The 15,993-nt window shown below is 71.9% G+C and carries 14 protein-coding genes; 10 read left to right on the top strand and 4 right to left on the bottom strand.

The annotated features are described in order from the left end of the window. Window positions 1-47 precede the first annotated feature (47 nt). Entirely contained in the window at window positions 48-1,433 is a 1,386-nt protein-coding gene (locus ACFY3C_RS36115; protein WP_390773824.1) for a transcriptional regulator, read from the top strand. A 201-nt stretch (window positions 1,434-1,634) separates the two neighbouring features. Beyond that, entirely contained in the window at window positions 1,635-3,296 is a 1,662-nt protein-coding gene (locus ACFY3C_RS36110) for a hypothetical protein (RefSeq protein WP_390773823.1), read from the top strand. A 36-nt stretch (window positions 3,297-3,332) separates the two neighbouring features. Here the strand turns inward: ACFY3C_RS36110 and ACFY3C_RS36105 are convergent, their stop codons facing one another. Then, window positions 3,333-4,661: an ABC transporter substrate-binding protein gene (locus ACFY3C_RS36105; RefSeq protein ID WP_390773822.1), complete on the bottom strand. Its 1,329-nt coding sequence runs from the start codon at window positions 4,659-4,661 to the stop codon at window positions 3,333-3,335. 116 nt (window positions 4,662-4,777) lie between these two features. On the opposite strand from ACFY3C_RS36105, the gene ACFY3C_RS36100 reads away from it, so the two are divergent. The 3 genes from ACFY3C_RS36100 to ACFY3C_RS36090 all read left to right on the top strand — a co-directional run bounded on the left by ACFY3C_RS36100 (window position 4,778) and on the right by ACFY3C_RS36090 (window position 7,072). Beyond that, entirely contained in the window at window positions 4,778-5,278 is a 501-nt protein-coding gene (locus ACFY3C_RS36100) for a hypothetical protein (protein WP_386573531.1), read from the top strand. A gap of 109 nt (window positions 5,279-5,387) precedes the next feature. Next, window positions 5,388-6,269 carry a formyltetrahydrofolate deformylase gene (gene purU / locus ACFY3C_RS36095; RefSeq protein WP_386573530.1) on the top strand — a complete coding sequence of 294 codons (882 nt, stop codon included), beginning with the start codon at window positions 5,388-5,390 and terminating at the stop codon, window positions 6,267-6,269. Between the two features lie 23 nt (window positions 6,270-6,292). Further along, window positions 6,293-7,072 (top strand): SDR family NAD(P)-dependent oxidoreductase, encoded by a 780-nt coding sequence (locus ACFY3C_RS36090; RefSeq protein WP_386573529.1) that lies wholly within the window; start codon window positions 6,293-6,295, stop codon window positions 7,070-7,072. Between the two features lie 310 nt (window positions 7,073-7,382). Here the strand turns inward: ACFY3C_RS36090 and ACFY3C_RS36085 are convergent, their stop codons facing one another. Both ACFY3C_RS36085 and ACFY3C_RS36080 read right to left on the bottom strand, forming a co-directional pair. Continuing rightward, entirely contained in the window at window positions 7,383-8,861 is a 1,479-nt protein-coding gene (locus tag ACFY3C_RS36085) for a zf-HC2 domain-containing protein (RefSeq protein ID WP_390773821.1), read from the bottom strand. Then, on the bottom strand, window positions 8,858-9,439 hold the full coding sequence (locus ACFY3C_RS36080; RefSeq protein ID WP_386573526.1) for an RNA polymerase sigma factor: 582 nt from the start codon (window positions 9,437-9,439) through the stop codon (window positions 8,858-8,860). Before ACFY3C_RS36080 ends, ACFY3C_RS36085 begins: the two co-directional genes overlap by 4 nt. A gap of 332 nt (window positions 9,440-9,771) precedes the next feature. Here ACFY3C_RS36080 and ACFY3C_RS36075 point away from each other — a divergent pair, with 332 nt between their 5' ends. Further along, window positions 9,772-10,161: an STAS domain-containing protein gene (locus tag ACFY3C_RS36075; protein WP_386573525.1), complete on the top strand. Its 390-nt coding sequence runs from the start codon at window positions 9,772-9,774 to the stop codon at window positions 10,159-10,161. A 146-nt stretch (window positions 10,162-10,307) separates the two neighbouring features. Then, window positions 10,308-10,820 (top strand): EF-hand domain-containing protein, encoded by a 513-nt coding sequence (locus tag ACFY3C_RS36070; RefSeq protein WP_390773820.1) that lies wholly within the window; start codon window positions 10,308-10,310, stop codon window positions 10,818-10,820. Here the strand turns inward: ACFY3C_RS36070 and ACFY3C_RS36065 are convergent. After that, the gene (locus ACFY3C_RS36065) at window positions 10,804-12,327 is read right to left on the bottom strand and encodes a class I adenylate-forming enzyme family protein (protein ID WP_390773819.1); all 1,524 of its coding nucleotides are present in this window, start codon (window positions 12,325-12,327) and stop codon (window positions 10,804-10,806) included. The genes ACFY3C_RS36070 and ACFY3C_RS36065 overlap by 17 nt on opposite strands. A gap of 88 nt (window positions 12,328-12,415) precedes the next feature. Between ACFY3C_RS36065 and ACFY3C_RS36060 the strand changes: the two genes are divergently transcribed. The 3 genes from ACFY3C_RS36060 to ACFY3C_RS36050 are packed head-to-tail and all read left to right on the top strand — an operon-like array spanning window position 12,416 to window position 15,617. After that, a complete protein-coding gene (locus ACFY3C_RS36060) occupies window positions 12,416-13,609 on the top strand; it encodes an amidohydrolase family protein (protein ID WP_390773818.1) in 1,194 nt (397 codons plus the stop codon). Further along, window positions 13,609-14,742, top strand: coding sequence for an acyl-CoA dehydrogenase family protein (locus tag ACFY3C_RS36055; RefSeq protein ID WP_390773868.1), 1,134 nt, complete (start codon window positions 13,609-13,611; stop codon window positions 14,740-14,742). Before ACFY3C_RS36060 ends, ACFY3C_RS36055 begins: the two co-directional genes overlap by 1 nt. A 2-nt stretch (window positions 14,743-14,744) precedes the next feature. Continuing rightward, window positions 14,745-15,617: an acyl-CoA dehydrogenase family protein gene (locus tag ACFY3C_RS36050; protein ID WP_390773817.1), complete on the top strand. Its 873-nt coding sequence runs from the start codon at window positions 14,745-14,747 to the stop codon at window positions 15,615-15,617. The last annotated feature ends 376 nt before the right edge of the window (window positions 15,618-15,993 follow it).

Genomic DNA, 15,993 nt, shown 5'->3' with positions numbered 1-15,993 from the left:
CCTTCCGGCCGGATCTTCACGCTCCAGGGGTTCGCAGGGGGTAGCTCATGGCCGCAAGGCCTCTCGTTGCGAGGCAGCCGAACGAACGGCTGCAGGCACTCATCCAGGAAGCGGGGTGCTCGAACGCCGGGCTGGCCCGGCGGGTCAACATGTGCGGCGCCGAGCACGGTCTCGACCTGCGCTACGACAAGACGTCCGTGGCCCGCTGGCTGCGCGGTCAGCAGCCGCGGGGCCGGGCCCCGGCGATCATCGCGGAGGCGCTCGGGCGCAAGCTCGGCCGTACGGTCACGATCGACGAGATCGGCATGGCCAACGGCAAGAACCTCGCCTCGGGGGTCGGTCTCCAGTTCTCGCCGACGGTACTGGGGGCCATCGAGCAGGTCTGCGAGCTGTGGCGCAGCGACGTGGGGCGGCGGGACTTCCTGTCCGGCTCCTCCGTCGCCGCCTCCGCGCTGGTCGAGCCCAGCCGTGACTGGCTGATCTCCGCGCCGGACGCCCAGGTGGCCCGGCAGGCGGGCCCGCGCGTGGGCCAGTCCGACGTGGCCGCCGTACGCTCCATGACCCAGGCGCTGGTGGATCTCGACCACCAGTACGGCAGCGGTCATGTGCGCCCGGTCGTCGTGCACTACCTCAACAGCGTCGTCTCCGGGCTGCTCGCGGGGTCGTACCGCGAGGCGGTCGGCCGCGACCTCTTCGCGACCGTGGCCCGGCTGACCGAGCTTGCGGGGTACATGGCGGTGGACACCGGGCAGCCGGGCCTGGCCCAGCGGTACTACATCCAGTCGCTGCGCCTGGCGCAGGCGGCCGGCGACCGCGGCTACGGCGGTTACATCCTGGCCGCCTCCATGAGCCACCTCGCCGCGCAGCTCGGCAACCCGCGCGAGATCGCCCAGCTGGCGCGGGCCGCGCAGGAAGGGGCGCGCGGGCGGGTCACCCCGCGCGCGGAGGCGATGTTCCACGCGGCCGAGGCCCGCGGGCACGCCCTGCTCGGTGACGTCCGGGCCGCGCAGGCGGCCTCCGGGCGGGCGGTCTCGGCGATGGAACAGGCGGACGCGGCCTCCGGGGACGACCCGGTGTGGATCGCACACTTCGACGAGGCCTATCTGGCGGACGAGCTGGCGCACTGCCACCGTGACCTGGGACAGGCCGAGGCGGCTGCGCGGTACGCCGAGCAGTCGCTGGCCGGACACCCGGGGACCCGGGCCCGGCGCCGCGCCATCGGCTATGTGCTGCTCGCCACGGCCCAGGTGCAGCAGCGCGAGATCGAGCAGGCCTGCAGCACCGGGATGAAGGCGGTGGAGCTGCTGGAGACGCTCCGTTCCAACCGGGGCGCCGAGTATCTGGAGGACCTCCAGCAGCGTCTGGAGCCCTTCCGGGACGAGGCGGTCGTGCGGGAGTTCGGGGCCCGTCTCGACCTGCAGCAGGCCGCCTGAACAACGGCCCCGCGGTTGCGTGAACGCACGGGAAACGACACCGGGACCCGGAGTGGTTGCCATATACAGCGAACTGCGGGGCTGTTTTGTTACTGGTGTCACAGGGAGGAAGATCGCGTCCTGAGCTGCGTGGCACCCGGCTCGGGGGACCCGGTAGCGTGAGCCGACGATTCCGAAGGTCCCCCATTCGTAGGAGTCCCGGTGACGCAGAGTGGACAGGGCGAGGAGCCCTCGGCGCGACCCGCGCACGAAGGCATCGTGCTGCCCTCCGACGGAGGCGAGCCCGTGCTGCCGGGCATGGCAAGCGCCCCCACGCCCGCCCCGGCGGCCCCGACCGGTGGCCAGGCCTGGGGCGACGCGTGGGGCCCCGGCGGCCGGCAGGCACCCCAGCCGGACCAGGGCTGGCCCCCGGCGCCCGCCCAGCAGTGGGGCACCCCGGACCAGCAGCCCACGGGCAACGGCCCCGGCCCGCTGCCTCCCGAGGGCGCACCGGCTCCGTCGTACGGCGACCAGGCCTACGGCTCCGCCGGCCAGGACCCGGCCTACGGTTCCGCGGGTCAGGCACAGGCGTACGGCGGTGATCAGCAGCAGTACGGCGCCGGGCAGCAGTCCCAGTACGGCGGCGGCCAGCAGCCTCAGGACGGTGCGGGCCGGCCGCCCGCCTACGGCGCCCCGGACCCGTACCAGCAGCAGTACCCGGCCTCGCCCGCCCCCTCGGCGCCCCTGCCGCCCGCGGACGCGTACGCGGCGCACGGTGCCGCCGCCCAAGGCGCGACCCTGCCGCCTGCCGTGCCGGACGCGTACCCGGCCGGGTCCCTGCCTCCCGCGTCCGTGGACGAGGGTGCGACCCAGTACATACCGCCGGTCCCGGCGGCCGGCGTCGACGAGGGCGCCACGCAGTACATACCGCCGGTGGCGCCCGGCGCGCTGCCGCCCGAGTCCGCCGGCGAGGAGACGCGGTACCTGGGGCGCGTGCCCCAGCCGGCCGCCCCCTCCGACGCCGACGCCACCCAGTACATCCCGCCGTTCACCGGCCAGGCGCCGGGCGGGGAGCGGCAGCCGCCCGCCGAGTTCGACAACCTCTTCCGCGGTGGGCCGGCGGGCGGGGAGAGCCCGGCCGGCGCCACGCAGCAGATGCCGCGCATCCAGCCGAACGGCTACCCGGGCCCGGCGCAGCCGTCGTACATCCAGCCCATCGACATGGACGAGGACGACGGCGGGCGCCGGGGCGGCCGTACCGGCTCGCGGGTGCCGCTGATCGCCGCCGTCGGCATCGGCATCGTCGTCGTCGGTGTCGCGGTCGGTGCGATGTTCAGCGGTGGCGGCGGGGACAACGGCAGCGACAACAAGCCGGTCGCCGCGGCCTCCCCGGCCACTCAGGACTCCGCCTCGTCCGGCGCCGACCCCGCCCAGCAGCAGGCGGCCGCCCTGGACAAGCTGCTCGCCGACAGCGGCAGCAGCCGCGCCTCGGTGATCCAGGCGGTGGCGAACGTCAGGCAGTGCAACAACCTCGGCCAGTCCGCCGCCAACCTGCGCGACGCGGCCAAGCAGCGCACCGACCTGGTCACCCGGCTCGGCAAGCTGTCCGTCGACAAGCTGCCGAACAACGCTGCGCTGACCGCCGCCCTCACCAAGGCCTGGCAGGCGTCCGCGGCCGCCGACAACCACTACGCGGCCTGGGCCGACCAGGTGGGCGGCGGCCGGAAGGGCTGCCACAAGGGCCAGGCCCGCGGCAACGCCCAGACCCAGGCCGGCAACCGGGAGAGCGGTATCGCCAGCGCGGAGAAGGTGAAGGCCGCGGGGCTGTGGAACACCATCGCGCAGAAGTACGGCCTGACCCAGCGCCAGCCGACCCAGCTGTGAGCCGGGTGGCCGCCGGGGCCTGCCCCGGCGGCCGGGTCAGCCCAGGTCGGCGTTCTCCAGCGTGCCCGTCATGTCGGTGATCCCGTCGAAGCCCGAGCCCGCGGTCTTCTTCGCCGCGACCAGCCGGCCGTCCTTGACGACCTGGAGGGTCACGTCGGCGTTGACGAGCCGCGGGAAGCCGACCCCGGCGAGCTTGCTCTCGTAGGGCCAGTGCAGGGGCGGGGTGAGGCCGCCCGTGGACACCTTCAGGCCGTCGTCGAGGGTGCGCCGCACGGTGTCGGAGCTGACCTCGCCGCCGCCGATCTTCTCCAGGACGGCCTTCAGCACGGTGTAGGCGATCCAGGTGGTCTGCACTCCGGCGTCCGCGGGGTCGATGCGGTTGTCGCCGAAGGCCTCCTCGTTGATCACCTTCTTCATCCGGTCCCAGCGCGGGTCGGACGACACCGGGTACCAGCCGGTGATGTACGACCCCTCGTACGGCCCTGACGCCCCGCCCGTCGAGTTGATCACCGTCTGGTCGACGCTGCCGAGCACGGTCGCCGTCCGCACTGCGGGGTAGCCCGCGCGGGCCCGCCGGAAGGAGTCCATGAAGGTGTCGGTGCGGTCCCCGAGCGCGGGCACCACGCACCCCTTCCGGAGCGTGTCCTTGCTCGCGTACCCCAGCGCCTGGTCGACCTGGCCGTCGTACTCGGTGGCGTTCTCGGCGGCGAGCTGGTCGCCGGCCGGAGCGTGCCCGCCCGCCTTCAGACCCGAGTTGAGCAGCGCGGGCAGCTGGTCGCCGGCGATGCTGTCGGGGCGGACCAGGGAGACCGGGCCGCAGGAGGCGGCCAGCGCCCTGCCGAGACCGGCCAGGAGGGCGGGCTGGCCCCCGTTGACCGGGTACACCATGGGGCCGGTGAACTCCTCGCTGGTGACGCCGTAGCCGCCTATGTAGGGGATGCCGGCGCTCTCCAGCGGGGCGAGGAAGGAGTCGCCGAACTGGCTGTAGGAGCCGACCACCGCGACCACGTCCTCGGCCGCCGCGCGCCGGGCGCACTTCGCCGCGCCCACGCTGTCGTTGTGGTCGTTGCAGGTCAGGACCTCGAGCTTGCGGCCGTTGATGCCGCCGTGGGCGTTGATCCACTCGCCGTAGGCGTGGGCCATCGCGGGCATGCCGGGCTTGTTGGTGGAGTCGGTCTTCTGGGGCGCCCAGGTCATCACCTTGATCGGGCCATCCCCGGAGCCCCCCGTGGCACCGGGGATGGCCCCGCATCCGGCGGTGAGCGACGCACACGCGGCCAGTGCACCCGCCGACAGGGCGGTGGCTCTGACGGGCCGGGAGAGGAAGGGGAGGAAGGTGCTGCGGATGCGTGGCCTGCCGGTCATGACAAGCACGATTCCGTCACATCACTAACCCGGGAGTGACCCTTGGTCAACGAAAGGTGACACTGAGGTGAATTACAGGGGCTGGTGAGACTCGTGTGGCGAGGAACGTACGATCGATGACCGTGCAAGGTTCGGAGAACTCTTCCCGTCGCGGCCGTCGCTCCTCCACCATGGGCGGCATGCCACTGAACGACATGCCGTGGTGGCGCTGGCGCAGCAATGTGCGCTCCGCGCTGCACATGCTCTCCGATACGGAGTTCCAACGCGACGTCTGGCTGGCCGGCGTCGACGGGTACGGCGACGTCACCGACGCCGTGTACCGCCTGGTGGAGGACACCTGGCTGGACAACTGGTCCGCCGAGAAGTACGTCGGCACGATATTCCGGGACTCGCAGGAGGCGGCGCTCGTCGACACCGCCGTCCTGCGGGTGCTGCGGATCATGCACCAGGTCGGCCCGGACGCGCCGGTCTCCGCCTACGTCGACCACCACGGGTGGCCGGAGGCGGTGCGGGCGGCCCGGGACGCGCACATACGCCTCGCGGCGAGTGACGGCGACGATCCCGACGCGCCCCCGCGGAGCCTGGAGGTACTGCGGATCATGACGAGGGCCGCGTAGGCGGGGGCCGGACCCTCCCGGGGCGGCGCCCGCACGGCAGGCCGTCCCGGCCGTCCCGACCCGCGGGACGATTGCCCACGGCGCGTGGCCGTATGGGACCCTGTGGTGCATGAACGAGCAGTCCGCCCCGGCCGCCGCCCCGGCCGACCAGTACGTCCTCACCCTCTCCTGCCCGGACAAGCAGGGCATCGTGCACGCCGTGTCGAGCTACCTGTTCATGACCGGCTGCAACATCGAGGACAGCCAGCAGTTCGGCGACCACGACACGGGACTGTTCTTCATGCGCGTCCACTTCTCCGCGGACGCGCCGCTGACGGTGGACAAGCTGCGGGCGAGCTTCGCGGCGATCGGTGACACCTTCCACATGGACTGGCAGCTCAACCGGGCCGACGAGAAGATGCGCATCGTGCTGATGGTCAGCAAGTTCGGCCACTGCCTCAACGACCTGCTCTTCCGCGCCAGCATCGGCGCCCTGCCGGTGGAGATCGCGGCCGTGGTCTCCAACCACACCGATTTCCAGGAGCTGGTGGGCTCGTACCACGTCCCCTTCCACCACATCCCGGTGACGAAGGAGAACAAGGCGCAGGCCGAGGCGCAGCTGCTGGAGATCGTGCGCGAGCAGAACGTCGAACTGGTCGTCCTCGCCCGCTATATGCAGGTCCTCTCGGACGACCTGTGCAAGCAGCTCAGCGGCCGGATCATCAACATCCACCACTCCTTCCTGCCGAGCTTCAAGGGCGCCAAGCCGTACCACCAGGCGCACGCGCGGGGCGTCAAGCTGATCGGCGCCACCGCCCACTACGTGACCGCCGACCTCGACGAGGGCCCGATCATCGAGCAGGAGGTCGAGCGGGTGAGCCACGGCGTGACGCCGGACCAACTCGTCGCCATCGGCCGGGACGTGGAGTGCCAGGCGCTGGCGCGCGCGGTGAAGTGGCACGCCGAGCGCAGGATCCTGCTCAACGGGCGCCGCACGGTGATCTTCGCCTGAGCCGTGCCCTCTAGGCTTCCGGCATGACCTCACAGGCGTACCTCTCCGAACTGTTCTCGCTGGACGGCCGCGTCGCCGTGGTCACCGGCGGCAGCTCCGGCATCGGCCGGGCCATCACCGGGGCACTGGCGCGGGCCGGGGCGAGCGTGGTGGTCGTGGCGCGCAAGAAGGAGCAGCTGGCCGCCACGGTCGACGAGCTGACCGCCGACGGCTGCCGGGCCGCCTGGGTCAGCGCCGACCTGAGCACCCGCGAGGGCGTGCGCGCGGCGGCCGAGGAAGCGGCCGGGAAGTTCGGGGAGCCCGACATCCTCGTCAACTGCGCCGGGATCAACCTGCGGCCGCCGATGGGGGAGCTGGGCGAGGAGGTGTGGGACACCACCATGGCCGTGAACCTGGAGGCGCCCTACCTGCTGGGGCAGCGGTTCGGTCCCGGCATGGCCGAGCGGGGCTACGGCCGGATCATCCACATCACCTCCCAGCAGGCGCACCGGGCCTTCGTGCACAGCGGTGCCTACGGCGTCTCCAAGGGCGCACTGGAGTCACTGGCCCGCTCCCAGGCCGAGGCGTGGTCCCCACACGGCGTCACCGCCAACACCCTTGTCCCGGGCTTCGTGATGACCCCGTTGAACACGCGGCTGTCCTCCGACCCGGAGCGGGTGGCGGCACTGGCCGCACGCACGATGATCGGCCGGAACGGGCTGGCGGAGGACTTCGCGGGGGCGGTGGTGTTTCTGGCGAGCGGTGCGTCTGCTTATGTCACCGGGCAGTCGATCTTCGTGGACGGTGGGTTCTCGGTCCACTGAGCCGGGGGGCCGGTTTGGGTCGTTCTTCGGCTGCGGGTGCGTGGGGGCTGGTCGCGCAGTTCCCCGCGCCCCTAGGAAGTTGCCGTGCCGTCGGCCGCATAGGTGCCGTAGCCACGCAGCCGCAGACAGCCGCGGCCCCGGCTGTCCCCACGTAGCTGCGGGCAGTCGTGCCGCTGGGGCGATGGGGGTCCCCCCTGCTCGAGCGAAGCCGAGAGCTTGGGGGAGGGTGGGCGCAGCGGCACTCTGCTAGCGCCGGTAAGCGAAACCCACCCCCGCCCGGCAACAACACCGGCAAGCTGCACAGCCAAGTTCACATCCGGCTGAGCCCCGCCGCGGCGAACAGCACATCCCTGATCGCCTCGCGGTCGCCGACCTGTCCCGCCGCAGCCTCCTCCGGAGGCACGTGCCCCGCGGCCAGCCGGCAGAACTCCACGCCGTCCAGGGCGACATGGGCCACCTCGAACTCCGCGGAGCCCACCGCCCCGGGCGAGTCCAGCGGGATCAGCCACTCCCCGCCGGCCGCCCCCTCGATCTCCAGCCGCAGGCTGCGCCCGGGCGCGCCCGCGGGAACGAGGTGCGGGGTCTGCCCGGGCGCGGACAACCCCGCCCGGCGCCGCCCGGCCAGCGCCAGCGGCAGCATCCGCGCCGCGAGGTCGATCATCTTGTTCAGGTGACGCGGCGCGGGCGGCTCGTACGGATAGTCCACCGCCTCCGCGATGTCCTCCGCGTGCACCCAGCACTCGAAGGCGCGGTCCAGCATGGCGTCGTGCAACGGCAGTTCGAAGGGGCCGTACGGCACCGCGAGCCCGCCGGCGGTGCTGCCCGTGAAGGACACCGTCCGTACGACGTTGTGGCTCTGCTCCCGCCACGGCCCCCGCACCGACCGCGTCGGCGGAAAGTGGGACGCCCGCCAGAACGCCTCGGTACGCCCGGCCGGCCCCACAGCACCCTGCCCGCCGACCTCGCTCTTCTCGCCCTTCGCGAAGACCTCCGCCAGCGGATCCTCCAGACCTAGCGCCACCGCGACCAGCCCGTCCACCGACAGCAGATGCGCGATCACACCGGCCACGGTGGTACGACGACTCGTCGGCGCGTCGCCCCTGAACCACCGCAGCCGCACCGGCGCATGCCACTCCGCGTCGCCGAAGTCCTGCAGCAGCGCGTCCAGTCGCGCGCTCTCGGCGTCGTAGGGAGCCGCCCACTCGGGCACCGGGATGCGCGGCGGCCGGCGGTCCAGGCAGCTGTCCAGGACGCGGGTGCGCAGGGCGGGGTCCAGGTCGAGGCTCTCGGGCTGGTGCAGCAGGCCGACCGCCTCGCGCAGCCGCAGCGCCTCCTCGGCGCAGGACCCGCAGCTGCCGAGGTGTTCCTCCACGGCCGCCGTCTCGGCCGCCGAGCAGGCGGCCAGGGCCCAGGCGCCGAGAAGTGACTTCAGGACGTCGTGCGACAGGTCGAGCGGCACGGGCGGAAGGTCCCCCAGGTCGGCGAGGTCGGGCAGCGGCAACCCGCTGTCCTCGACGGAGGCGCGGGGCAGCGGTATCCGGGGCGACCGGCCGGTTCCGGACCCACCGCCACCCGGCGGCCCGTCACCGGAACCGGAACCGAAGCCGGAGCCGTAACCCGAACTGGAACCTTGGCCGGAACCCGAGCCAGAACCCGAAGCCGAACCGTCACCGGGGCCCGCCCCCGCGGCGCCCTCGTACGCGTCGTGCCCGTCGTCCCCGCCGCCACCGTCGTACTTGTCGTCCCTGTCGTCCCCGTCGTGCGCCTCGAACCCTCCCGGCCAGTTCACACCGCACCCCCGTATCCCGGCGGAGTGCCGACGTCATGGGCGGTGGACAGCAGTTGCAGGCCGAGGCGGAGCCGGCGGCGGGCCTCGTCCTCGGTGACGCCGAGGTCGGTGGCGGTCTGGCGGTAGTCGCGGCGCTGGAAATAGGCCAGTTCCAGCGCGGCGCGCAGCGGAGCGGGCATGGAGTGGACGATGTAGTCGGCGCGGGCGGCGACCGAGGCGCGGTGCACCTTGCTCTCCAGGCCCTCCAGCTCCTCCGCGGAGCCGCTCTCGCCCCCGGTCAGCGCGGCGGTCTCGGTGGCGCGCAGCCGCTGCACGGCCAGCCGGTGGGTCACCGCGGCGACCCAGGAGCGCAGCGGACCCTCCTTGGGGTCGTAGCTGTCGGGGTGTTCCCAGACGTGGGCGAAGACCTCGCGGGTGACGCCGTCGGCGGCCCGCTCGTCGCCGAGGACGCGGTGGGCGAGGCTGTGCACGAGGGAGGCGAACCGGTCGTACAGCTCGCCGAGCGCGGCGGCCTCACCGCGCGCGAGCCGCTGCTGCATCTTGCGGTCCCAGCGGGGCGGTACGTCCTTCTGCGCCATGTTGCCCCTCCCCTCGTCGTCCGACGTGTCCAGCGTCTCTGCACCCTCGTCTCGAATGTAGTCGGCACCCCTGACTACGCACGCCCCTTTGTGTCAATGTGCGCCCCCCGAGGCGCCGCAGGTGATAGTGCCCTCTTCACACAATCTTCACTCAAAACGTGTCCAACTCCGATCGAACAGGATCGGTAGTGACTGAAACAAGCCCCTTGTCGATCGCTCGCGGTTTGTTGCCCGAAGTTTCAGGGAACCGCCGCTGGGCAGCCGCGCGGAGAGAAACGTAGGAACTGCTTCCGTTTCCGGGCGGTTCCGGGAGATCCGGCGAGCGGAGGGGCGTGGCCGTGGCGTTCAAGGTGACCAGCACCGAACAGGGTGCACAGGGCGAGTGGGCCGTGCTCCGGGTGTCCGGGGAGCTGGACCTGATGACCTCGCCGGTGCTGCGCCAGCGGGTCCATGACGTGGTGGCCGAGGGTCACCACAGCCTGATCCTGGACCTCTCCGAGGTCTTCTTCTGCGACTCCAGCGGGGTCGGCGTCCTGATCGCCGCCCGCCGGCTGATCCGCTCCTGCCAGGGCAGGCTGCGGCTGATCCTGCCGGACCGGGGTGCCGACGAGGGCTCGCACGTCAACCGGGTCCTCGGCGCGCTCGGCGTCCGCCGCCTCTTCGACGTCCGCCCCGACGTCGAGTCCGCCACCACCGACGAGGCGGGACCCCTCTCGGCCTGAGCCGCGCCGCGCCGATGCCACAAGGTTGTCGCAGAATTCCCCCGGTCTTGGCACATCCCCCGCTTTTCCGTCACCTCACCGCCTCCCGCGACGTACGCTCCCTGCCAGATCCACCCCCACGTCAACGTAAGGCGGCTCGAACAGACATGGTCAGCACCGAGTACGAGCGCAGGATCGCCGCCCGGTTCGCCACCTTCGACCAGGACGGCAACGGCTACATCGACCGCGAGGACTTCAACGCGGCGGCCAAGGCGCTGCTCGCCGAGTTCGCCGTCGCCGCCCGCTCCGACAAGGGCCAGGCGCTGTACGCCGGTGCGGAGGCCTTCTGGCAGGGCATGGCGGGCATCGCCGACCGGGACGGCGACCAGCGCATCACCCGCGAGGAGTTCGTCACCGGCGCGGTCAAGCGCCTGCGCGACAACCCCGATCGCTTCGCCGAGATCGCCCGCCCCTTCCTGCACGCGGCCCTGGCCGTGGCCGACCCGGACTCGGACGGCCACGCCACCCTCACCGACGCGGCCCGCGTCCTGCGCGTCTTCCACGTACCGGCCGACATCGCCCGCACCACCGCCACCGCCCTCGACACGGACGGCGACGGCAGGGTCGGCGAGGCGGAGATCATCCCGGCGTTCGCGCGCTACTTCACCGTCCCGGAGTAGCGTCCGGCGGCTGCGAGAACCGCTCCCGCAGCCTGTACTTCAGCACTTTCCGCAGCGTCTCGTTCCGTGGAAGGGCGTCCACCACCTCCAGCCGCTCCGGCAGCTTGTGGACGGACAGCCCTTCCGTGCGCAGGTACGAGACGACCGATGGCAGCGTCAACTCTTCGGTGCCGGGCGGCTGTTCGATCACCGCGCAGACCAGTTCCCCTCGTTCCGCGTCCGGCAGGCCGATGACCGCGACGTCTCCCACCGCCGGATGTGCGGCCAGCAGGTCCTCGATCTCCTTGGCCGAGATGTTCTCGCCCTTGCGGATGATCACGTCCTTCAGGCGACCGGTGAGCACGAGGTGCCCGGAGTCGGTGACGTGGCCGAGGTCGCCGGTGCGCAGGAAGCCCTCCGGGTCGAAGGCCGCGGCCGTCTGGCCCGGGTCCAGGTAGCCCTGGCAGACGGCCTCGCCGCGCAGGCGGACCTCGCCGTCGACGATCCGTATCTCCATGCCCTGAGGTGGGCGGCCCTCGGTCGTCGCGAGGTTCTCGGGGGTGTCCTCGGGGTCGCCCATGGTGATCATCGGGACCTCGGTCATGCCGTAGCCGTGGGTGAGCTGTACGCCCATCTCCCGGACGACGCAGTGGTAGACCTCCGGGGGTTTGGGGGCGCCGCCGCCCGCGAGGAGGCGGAGGGAGGGGATCACCTTCGTGTCCGGCTGTTTGCGCTGCTCGTTCAGGAACATCGAGTAGAACGCCGTCGAACCGCCGGCCACCGTGACCCCGTGCCGCCGGTACCCCTCCAGCGCGTCCGGCAGGGCGAACTGCTCGAACATCACCGCCGGGAAGCCGTACAGCAGCAGCATGACCGTGTAGTCCGGGCCGGCTATGTGCGCGTACGGGAACGCCATCGAGCCCACGTCGTCCGGGGTGAGGCGCAGGGCGTGGGCCAGGCAGGAGCCGCCCGCGATCAGGGAACGGTCCGTGTGCAGGACGCCCTTGGGGTCTGAGGTCGTGCCCGAGGTCCAGTAGATCCAGCGGACCGAAGTGCCCTCGGCGGGCGGTGCGGGCAGGGCGGACGGGTCGGCCTCGGGCAGGGTGTCGTACGCCTCGAAGACGCCCTTCGCGCCGAGGCGGCGGGCCATCTCCGTGTGGTCGTGGCTGCGCCAGACGCCCGGTACGGCGAAGAACTCGGCCCTGGACTCGCGCAGCGCGAAGCCGACCTCGCGGTCCCGGTAGAAGGGGATGATCGGGGACTGGACGGCGCCCAGGCGGGCCAGGGCGAAGGAGAGCAGGGCTGTCTCGATGCGCGTGGGCAGCTGCCAGGCGACCACCGTGCCGGGGCGGACGCCCATGCCGTACAGGCCCGCAGCCACCCGCTCGGCCCGCTCGCGCAGCTCGCCGAAGGTCAGCCGGCGGTCGTCCTGGAGGAGGACGGGGCGGTCGGGGGTGAGGTCGGCGCGGCGTGCGACCAGCTCCCACAGCGTGCGGGAGGAACTCAGGGAGTGCGGGGTCTCGTTCACGTATGCCCCCTGCTTGGCTGACGACTCGTCAGGTGCCATGCTATCTGACGGACCATCAGATAAGTGCTGTCCGGCGGAGGGGACCATCGTGACCGAACTGCCCCGCATCATCAGCGTCGACGACCACGTGATCGAGCCCGCCCACCTCTTCGAGACCTGGCTGCCGGCGAAGTACCGGGACCGGGGTCCCAAGCCGCTGACCGCCGGGATCGGGGAGCTGGCGTACGTCGGCGGGAAGTACCAGATCACCATGGACCCGGAGGGCCAGCCGACGGACTGGTGGATCTACGAGGACCTGAAGTTCCCGTACAAGCGCAACATCGCCGCCGTCGGCTTCGACCGGGACGAGATGACCCTGGAGGGGATCACACGGGAGCAGATGCGCCGTGGCTGCTGGGACCCCAAGGCGCGGCTGGAGGACATGGACCTCAACCACGTCGAGGCCAGCCTCTGCTTCCCGACCTTCCCGCGCTTTTGCGGTCAGACCTTCGCCGAGGCGCACGACAAGGAGGTCGCGCTCGCGTGCGTCCGCGCCTACAACGACTGGATGGTGGAGGAGTGGTGCGGGGGCAGCGGGGGACGGCTGATCCCGCTGTGCCTCATTCCGCTGTGGGACGTGGAGTTGGCCGTCGCGGAGATCCGGCGCAACGCCGCGCGGGGGGTGCGGGCGGTGACCTTCTCCGAGATCCCCACCTATCTCGGGCTGCCGTCCATCCACTCCGGCTACTGGGACCCGTTCTTCGCGGTGTGCCAGGAGACCGGGACCGTCGTCAACATGCACATCGGCAGCAGCTCGCAGATGCCCGCCGCCTCCCCGGACGCGCCGCCCGCCGTCCAGGCCTCGCTCAGCTTCAACAACGCGATGGCCTCGATGATGGACTACCTCTTCAGCGGGGTGCTGGTGAAGTTCCCGACCCTGAAACTCGCCTACTCCGAAGGGCAGATGGGCTGGATCCCGTACGCCCTGGAGCGCGCCGACGACGTGTGGGAGGAGCACCGCGCCTGGGGCGGGGTGCGCGATCTGATCCCGGAGCCGCCCTCGACGTACTACTACCGGCAGATCTTCTGCTGCTTCTTCCGCGACAAGCACGGGGTCGCGTCCCTGGACGTCGTCGGCCGCGACAACGCCACCTTCGAGACCGACTACCCGCACGTCGACTCGACCTTCCCGCACACCAAGGAGGTCGCCCTCGACCATGTGAAGGGCCTCGACGACGAAACCGTGTACAAGCTGATGCGGGGCAACGCCATCCGCATGCTGGGCCTGGACTTCGACCAGTGATGGACGTCTCGTACACGCCCGAGGAGGAGGAGTTCCGGGCCCGGCTGCGGGAGTGGCTCGCCAAGGTGCTGCCCACCCTGCCCGCCAAGCCGTCCCCGGACGACTGGCCCGGCCGCCGCGCCTACGACCTCGGCTGGCAGCGGATGCTGTACGACGCCGGGTACGCCGACGTCCACTGGGACGGATCACCGAGCGTTCGCCTGATCTTCCTGGAGGAGACGGAGAAGGCGGGCGCGCCCTATGTGGGGGCGAACTTCGTCGGGTTGCTGCATGCCGGGCCGACGATCGCCGCCGAGGGCACGACCGAGCAGAAGGCCCGCTGGCTGCCGCCGATCCTGCGCGGGGACGAGGTGTGGTGCCAGGGGTTCAGCGAACCGGACGCCGGGTCCGACCTCGCCGCGCTGCGCACGCGCGCGCGTAGGGACGGCGACGACTACGTGGTGAGCGGGTCCAAGATCTGGACCTCGCACGCCGAGGTCGCGAACTGGTGCGAACTGCTGGTCCGTACGGACCCGGAGGCGCCCAGGCACAAGGGCATCACCTGGCTGGCCATGCCGATGGACGCCGAGGGCGTCACCGTACGGCCGCTGCGCACGCTCGCCGGGTCGGCGGAGTTCGCCGAGGTGTTCCTGGACGAGGTCCGGGTGCCGGTCGGCAACCGGGTCGGGGCGGAGAACGACGGCTGGCGCGTGACCATGGTGACGCTCTCCTTCGAGCGCGGCACGGCCTTCGTGGGCGAGGTCGTCGCCTGCCGCCGGGTGCTCGGCGAACTCGCCCGCACCGCACGGGAGAACGGCCGCTGGGACGACCCCGTACTGCGCCGGCGGCTCGGGCGGCTCAATGCCGAATTCCGGGCGCTGTGGCGGCTGACCCAGTGGAACGTGAGCGAGGCGGAGGCCGGCGGCGGAGTACCGGGCGTCGGGGGTTCGGTTTTCAAACTGAGGTATTCGCACGCCCGTCAGGAGCTGTACGACACCGCCGCCGAGGTGCTCGGCCCGGACTGTCTCGACCTGGACCGGCCCTGGGTCCTCGACCGGCTCTCCTCGCTGTCGTACACGATCGCCGCCGGCACTTCGCAGATCCAGCGCAACATCGTCGCCGAGCGCATCCTCGGCCTGCCGAAGGGACGGTGACCGTGCGCTTCCGACTCACCGAGGAGCAACGGGCGTTGCGGGCCGGGGTACGGCAGCTGCTGGAGCGCCGGTTCGGCGCGGACGCGCTGCGGGTGGCCGTGGCCCGGCCCGGGCACCTGGACCGGGACCTGTGGCGGGAGCTGGGCGCTGCCGGCCTGTTCGCGCTGCGGGTGCCGGAGGCCGCGGGCGGGGTCGGCCTCGGGCTGCCGGAGGCCGTGCTGGTCTTCGAGGAGACCGGTCGCGCACTGCTGCCGGGGCCGGTGCTGGCCACCCACCTCGCCGCCGGGACCGTACCCGGGGCGGCCACCGGGGAGACCGTGGTGGCCCGCGTGGACGGCCCCCTGGTGGAGTGGCTGGACGCGGCGGACACCGTGACCGGGGACGCCTCCGGTGCCGTACCCCTGCGGTCGGTCGACCCGCTGACGCCCCTGCACCGCGTCCCCGGGCACGACGCAGGCGGGCCGGACCCGGAGGCCGTGCTCCTCACCGCCGCCGAGCAGCTCGGCACGGCCACGCGGGCGTGCGAGCTGGCCGTGCAACACGCCCGGGCGCGAAAGCAGTTCGGGCAGCCGATCGGGGCCTTCCAAGCCGTCAAACACCTGTGCGCCGACCTGCTGGTGCGCGCCGAGACGGCCCGGGTGGCGGTCTACGCGGCCGCCGTGACCGCCGACCCCGCGGACATCGCCGCCGCCCGGCTGCTCGCCGACGAGGCCGCCGTGCGCGGGGCCCGCGACTGCCTCCAGGTGCACGGCGGCATGGGCTTCACCTGGGAAGCAGAGGTCCATCTGCATCTCAAACGGGCCTGGGCGCGGGCCCAGCGCGGCGGGGGGAGTACGGAGAGTGAGGAAGTGTTGGCCGTCGATCTGGTGGCCTGACCGTACGGCGACGCGCTGGTCTGGGCGGTGCGCAAAGCCATGGCCCAAGATGTCGCGGATCGTGGCATACCGGAATCACGGAGCGTCGATATCGGGTTGTGTCCATCGCGTGACCCGTCACGTCCTGGAGTCGGCGCCTCACTCCGGTACCTTCTGTGGGATGCGAGTGGCTGCGAGCCCGAGCCGTGCCGGTGATGCCCCCGGGGTGACGCCGGAACAGGCCTGTTCGACTCCCCGCTGCGAGCGTCGCACAGTATGCCGCACGGGTAATCCTTCGCGCTGGAATATGCCCGAAGCGCTTGTTGGGGTGACTGTACGTCAACCATGCTGTCTCGTAAGGGAGTCACGTTCCGTGACCCTTGCTCTGGCCGTTGTC

Source organism: Streptomyces sp. NPDC001410 (assembly GCF_042895235.1).
Taxonomy (GTDB): domain Bacteria; phylum Actinomycetota; class Actinomycetes; order Streptomycetales; family Streptomycetaceae; genus Streptomyces.
The sequence above is the reverse complement of the archived record's forward strand: the minus strand, read 5'-3'. Positions and strand labels throughout refer to the sequence as shown.

Coding starts and splice junctions, on each gene's coding strand:
- ACFY3C_RS36070 (WP_390773820.1), top strand. CDS start 10,308: ATGGTCAGCACCGAGTACGAGCGCAGGATCGCCGCCCGGTTCGCCACC.
- ACFY3C_RS36090 (WP_386573529.1), top strand. CDS start 6,293: ATGACCTCACAGGCGTACCTCTCCGAACTGTTCTCGCTGGACGGCCGC.
- purU (WP_386573530.1), top strand. CDS start 5,388: ATGAACGAGCAGTCCGCCCCGGCCGCCGCCCCGGCCGACCAGTACGTC.
- ACFY3C_RS36115 (WP_390773824.1), top strand. CDS start 48: ATGGCCGCAAGGCCTCTCGTTGCGAGGCAGCCGAACGAACGGCTGCAG.
- ACFY3C_RS36080 (WP_386573526.1), bottom strand. CDS start 9,439: ATGGCGCAGAAGGACGTACCGCCCCGCTGGGACCGCAAGATGCAGCAG.
- ACFY3C_RS36100 (WP_386573531.1), top strand. CDS start 4,778: ATGACCGTGCAAGGTTCGGAGAACTCTTCCCGTCGCGGCCGTCGCTCC.
- ACFY3C_RS36055 (WP_390773868.1), top strand. CDS start 13,609: ATGGACGTCTCGTACACGCCCGAGGAGGAGGAGTTCCGGGCCCGGCTG.
- ACFY3C_RS36105 (WP_390773822.1), bottom strand. CDS start 4,661: ATGACCGGCAGGCCACGCATCCGCAGCACCTTCCTCCCCTTCCTCTCC.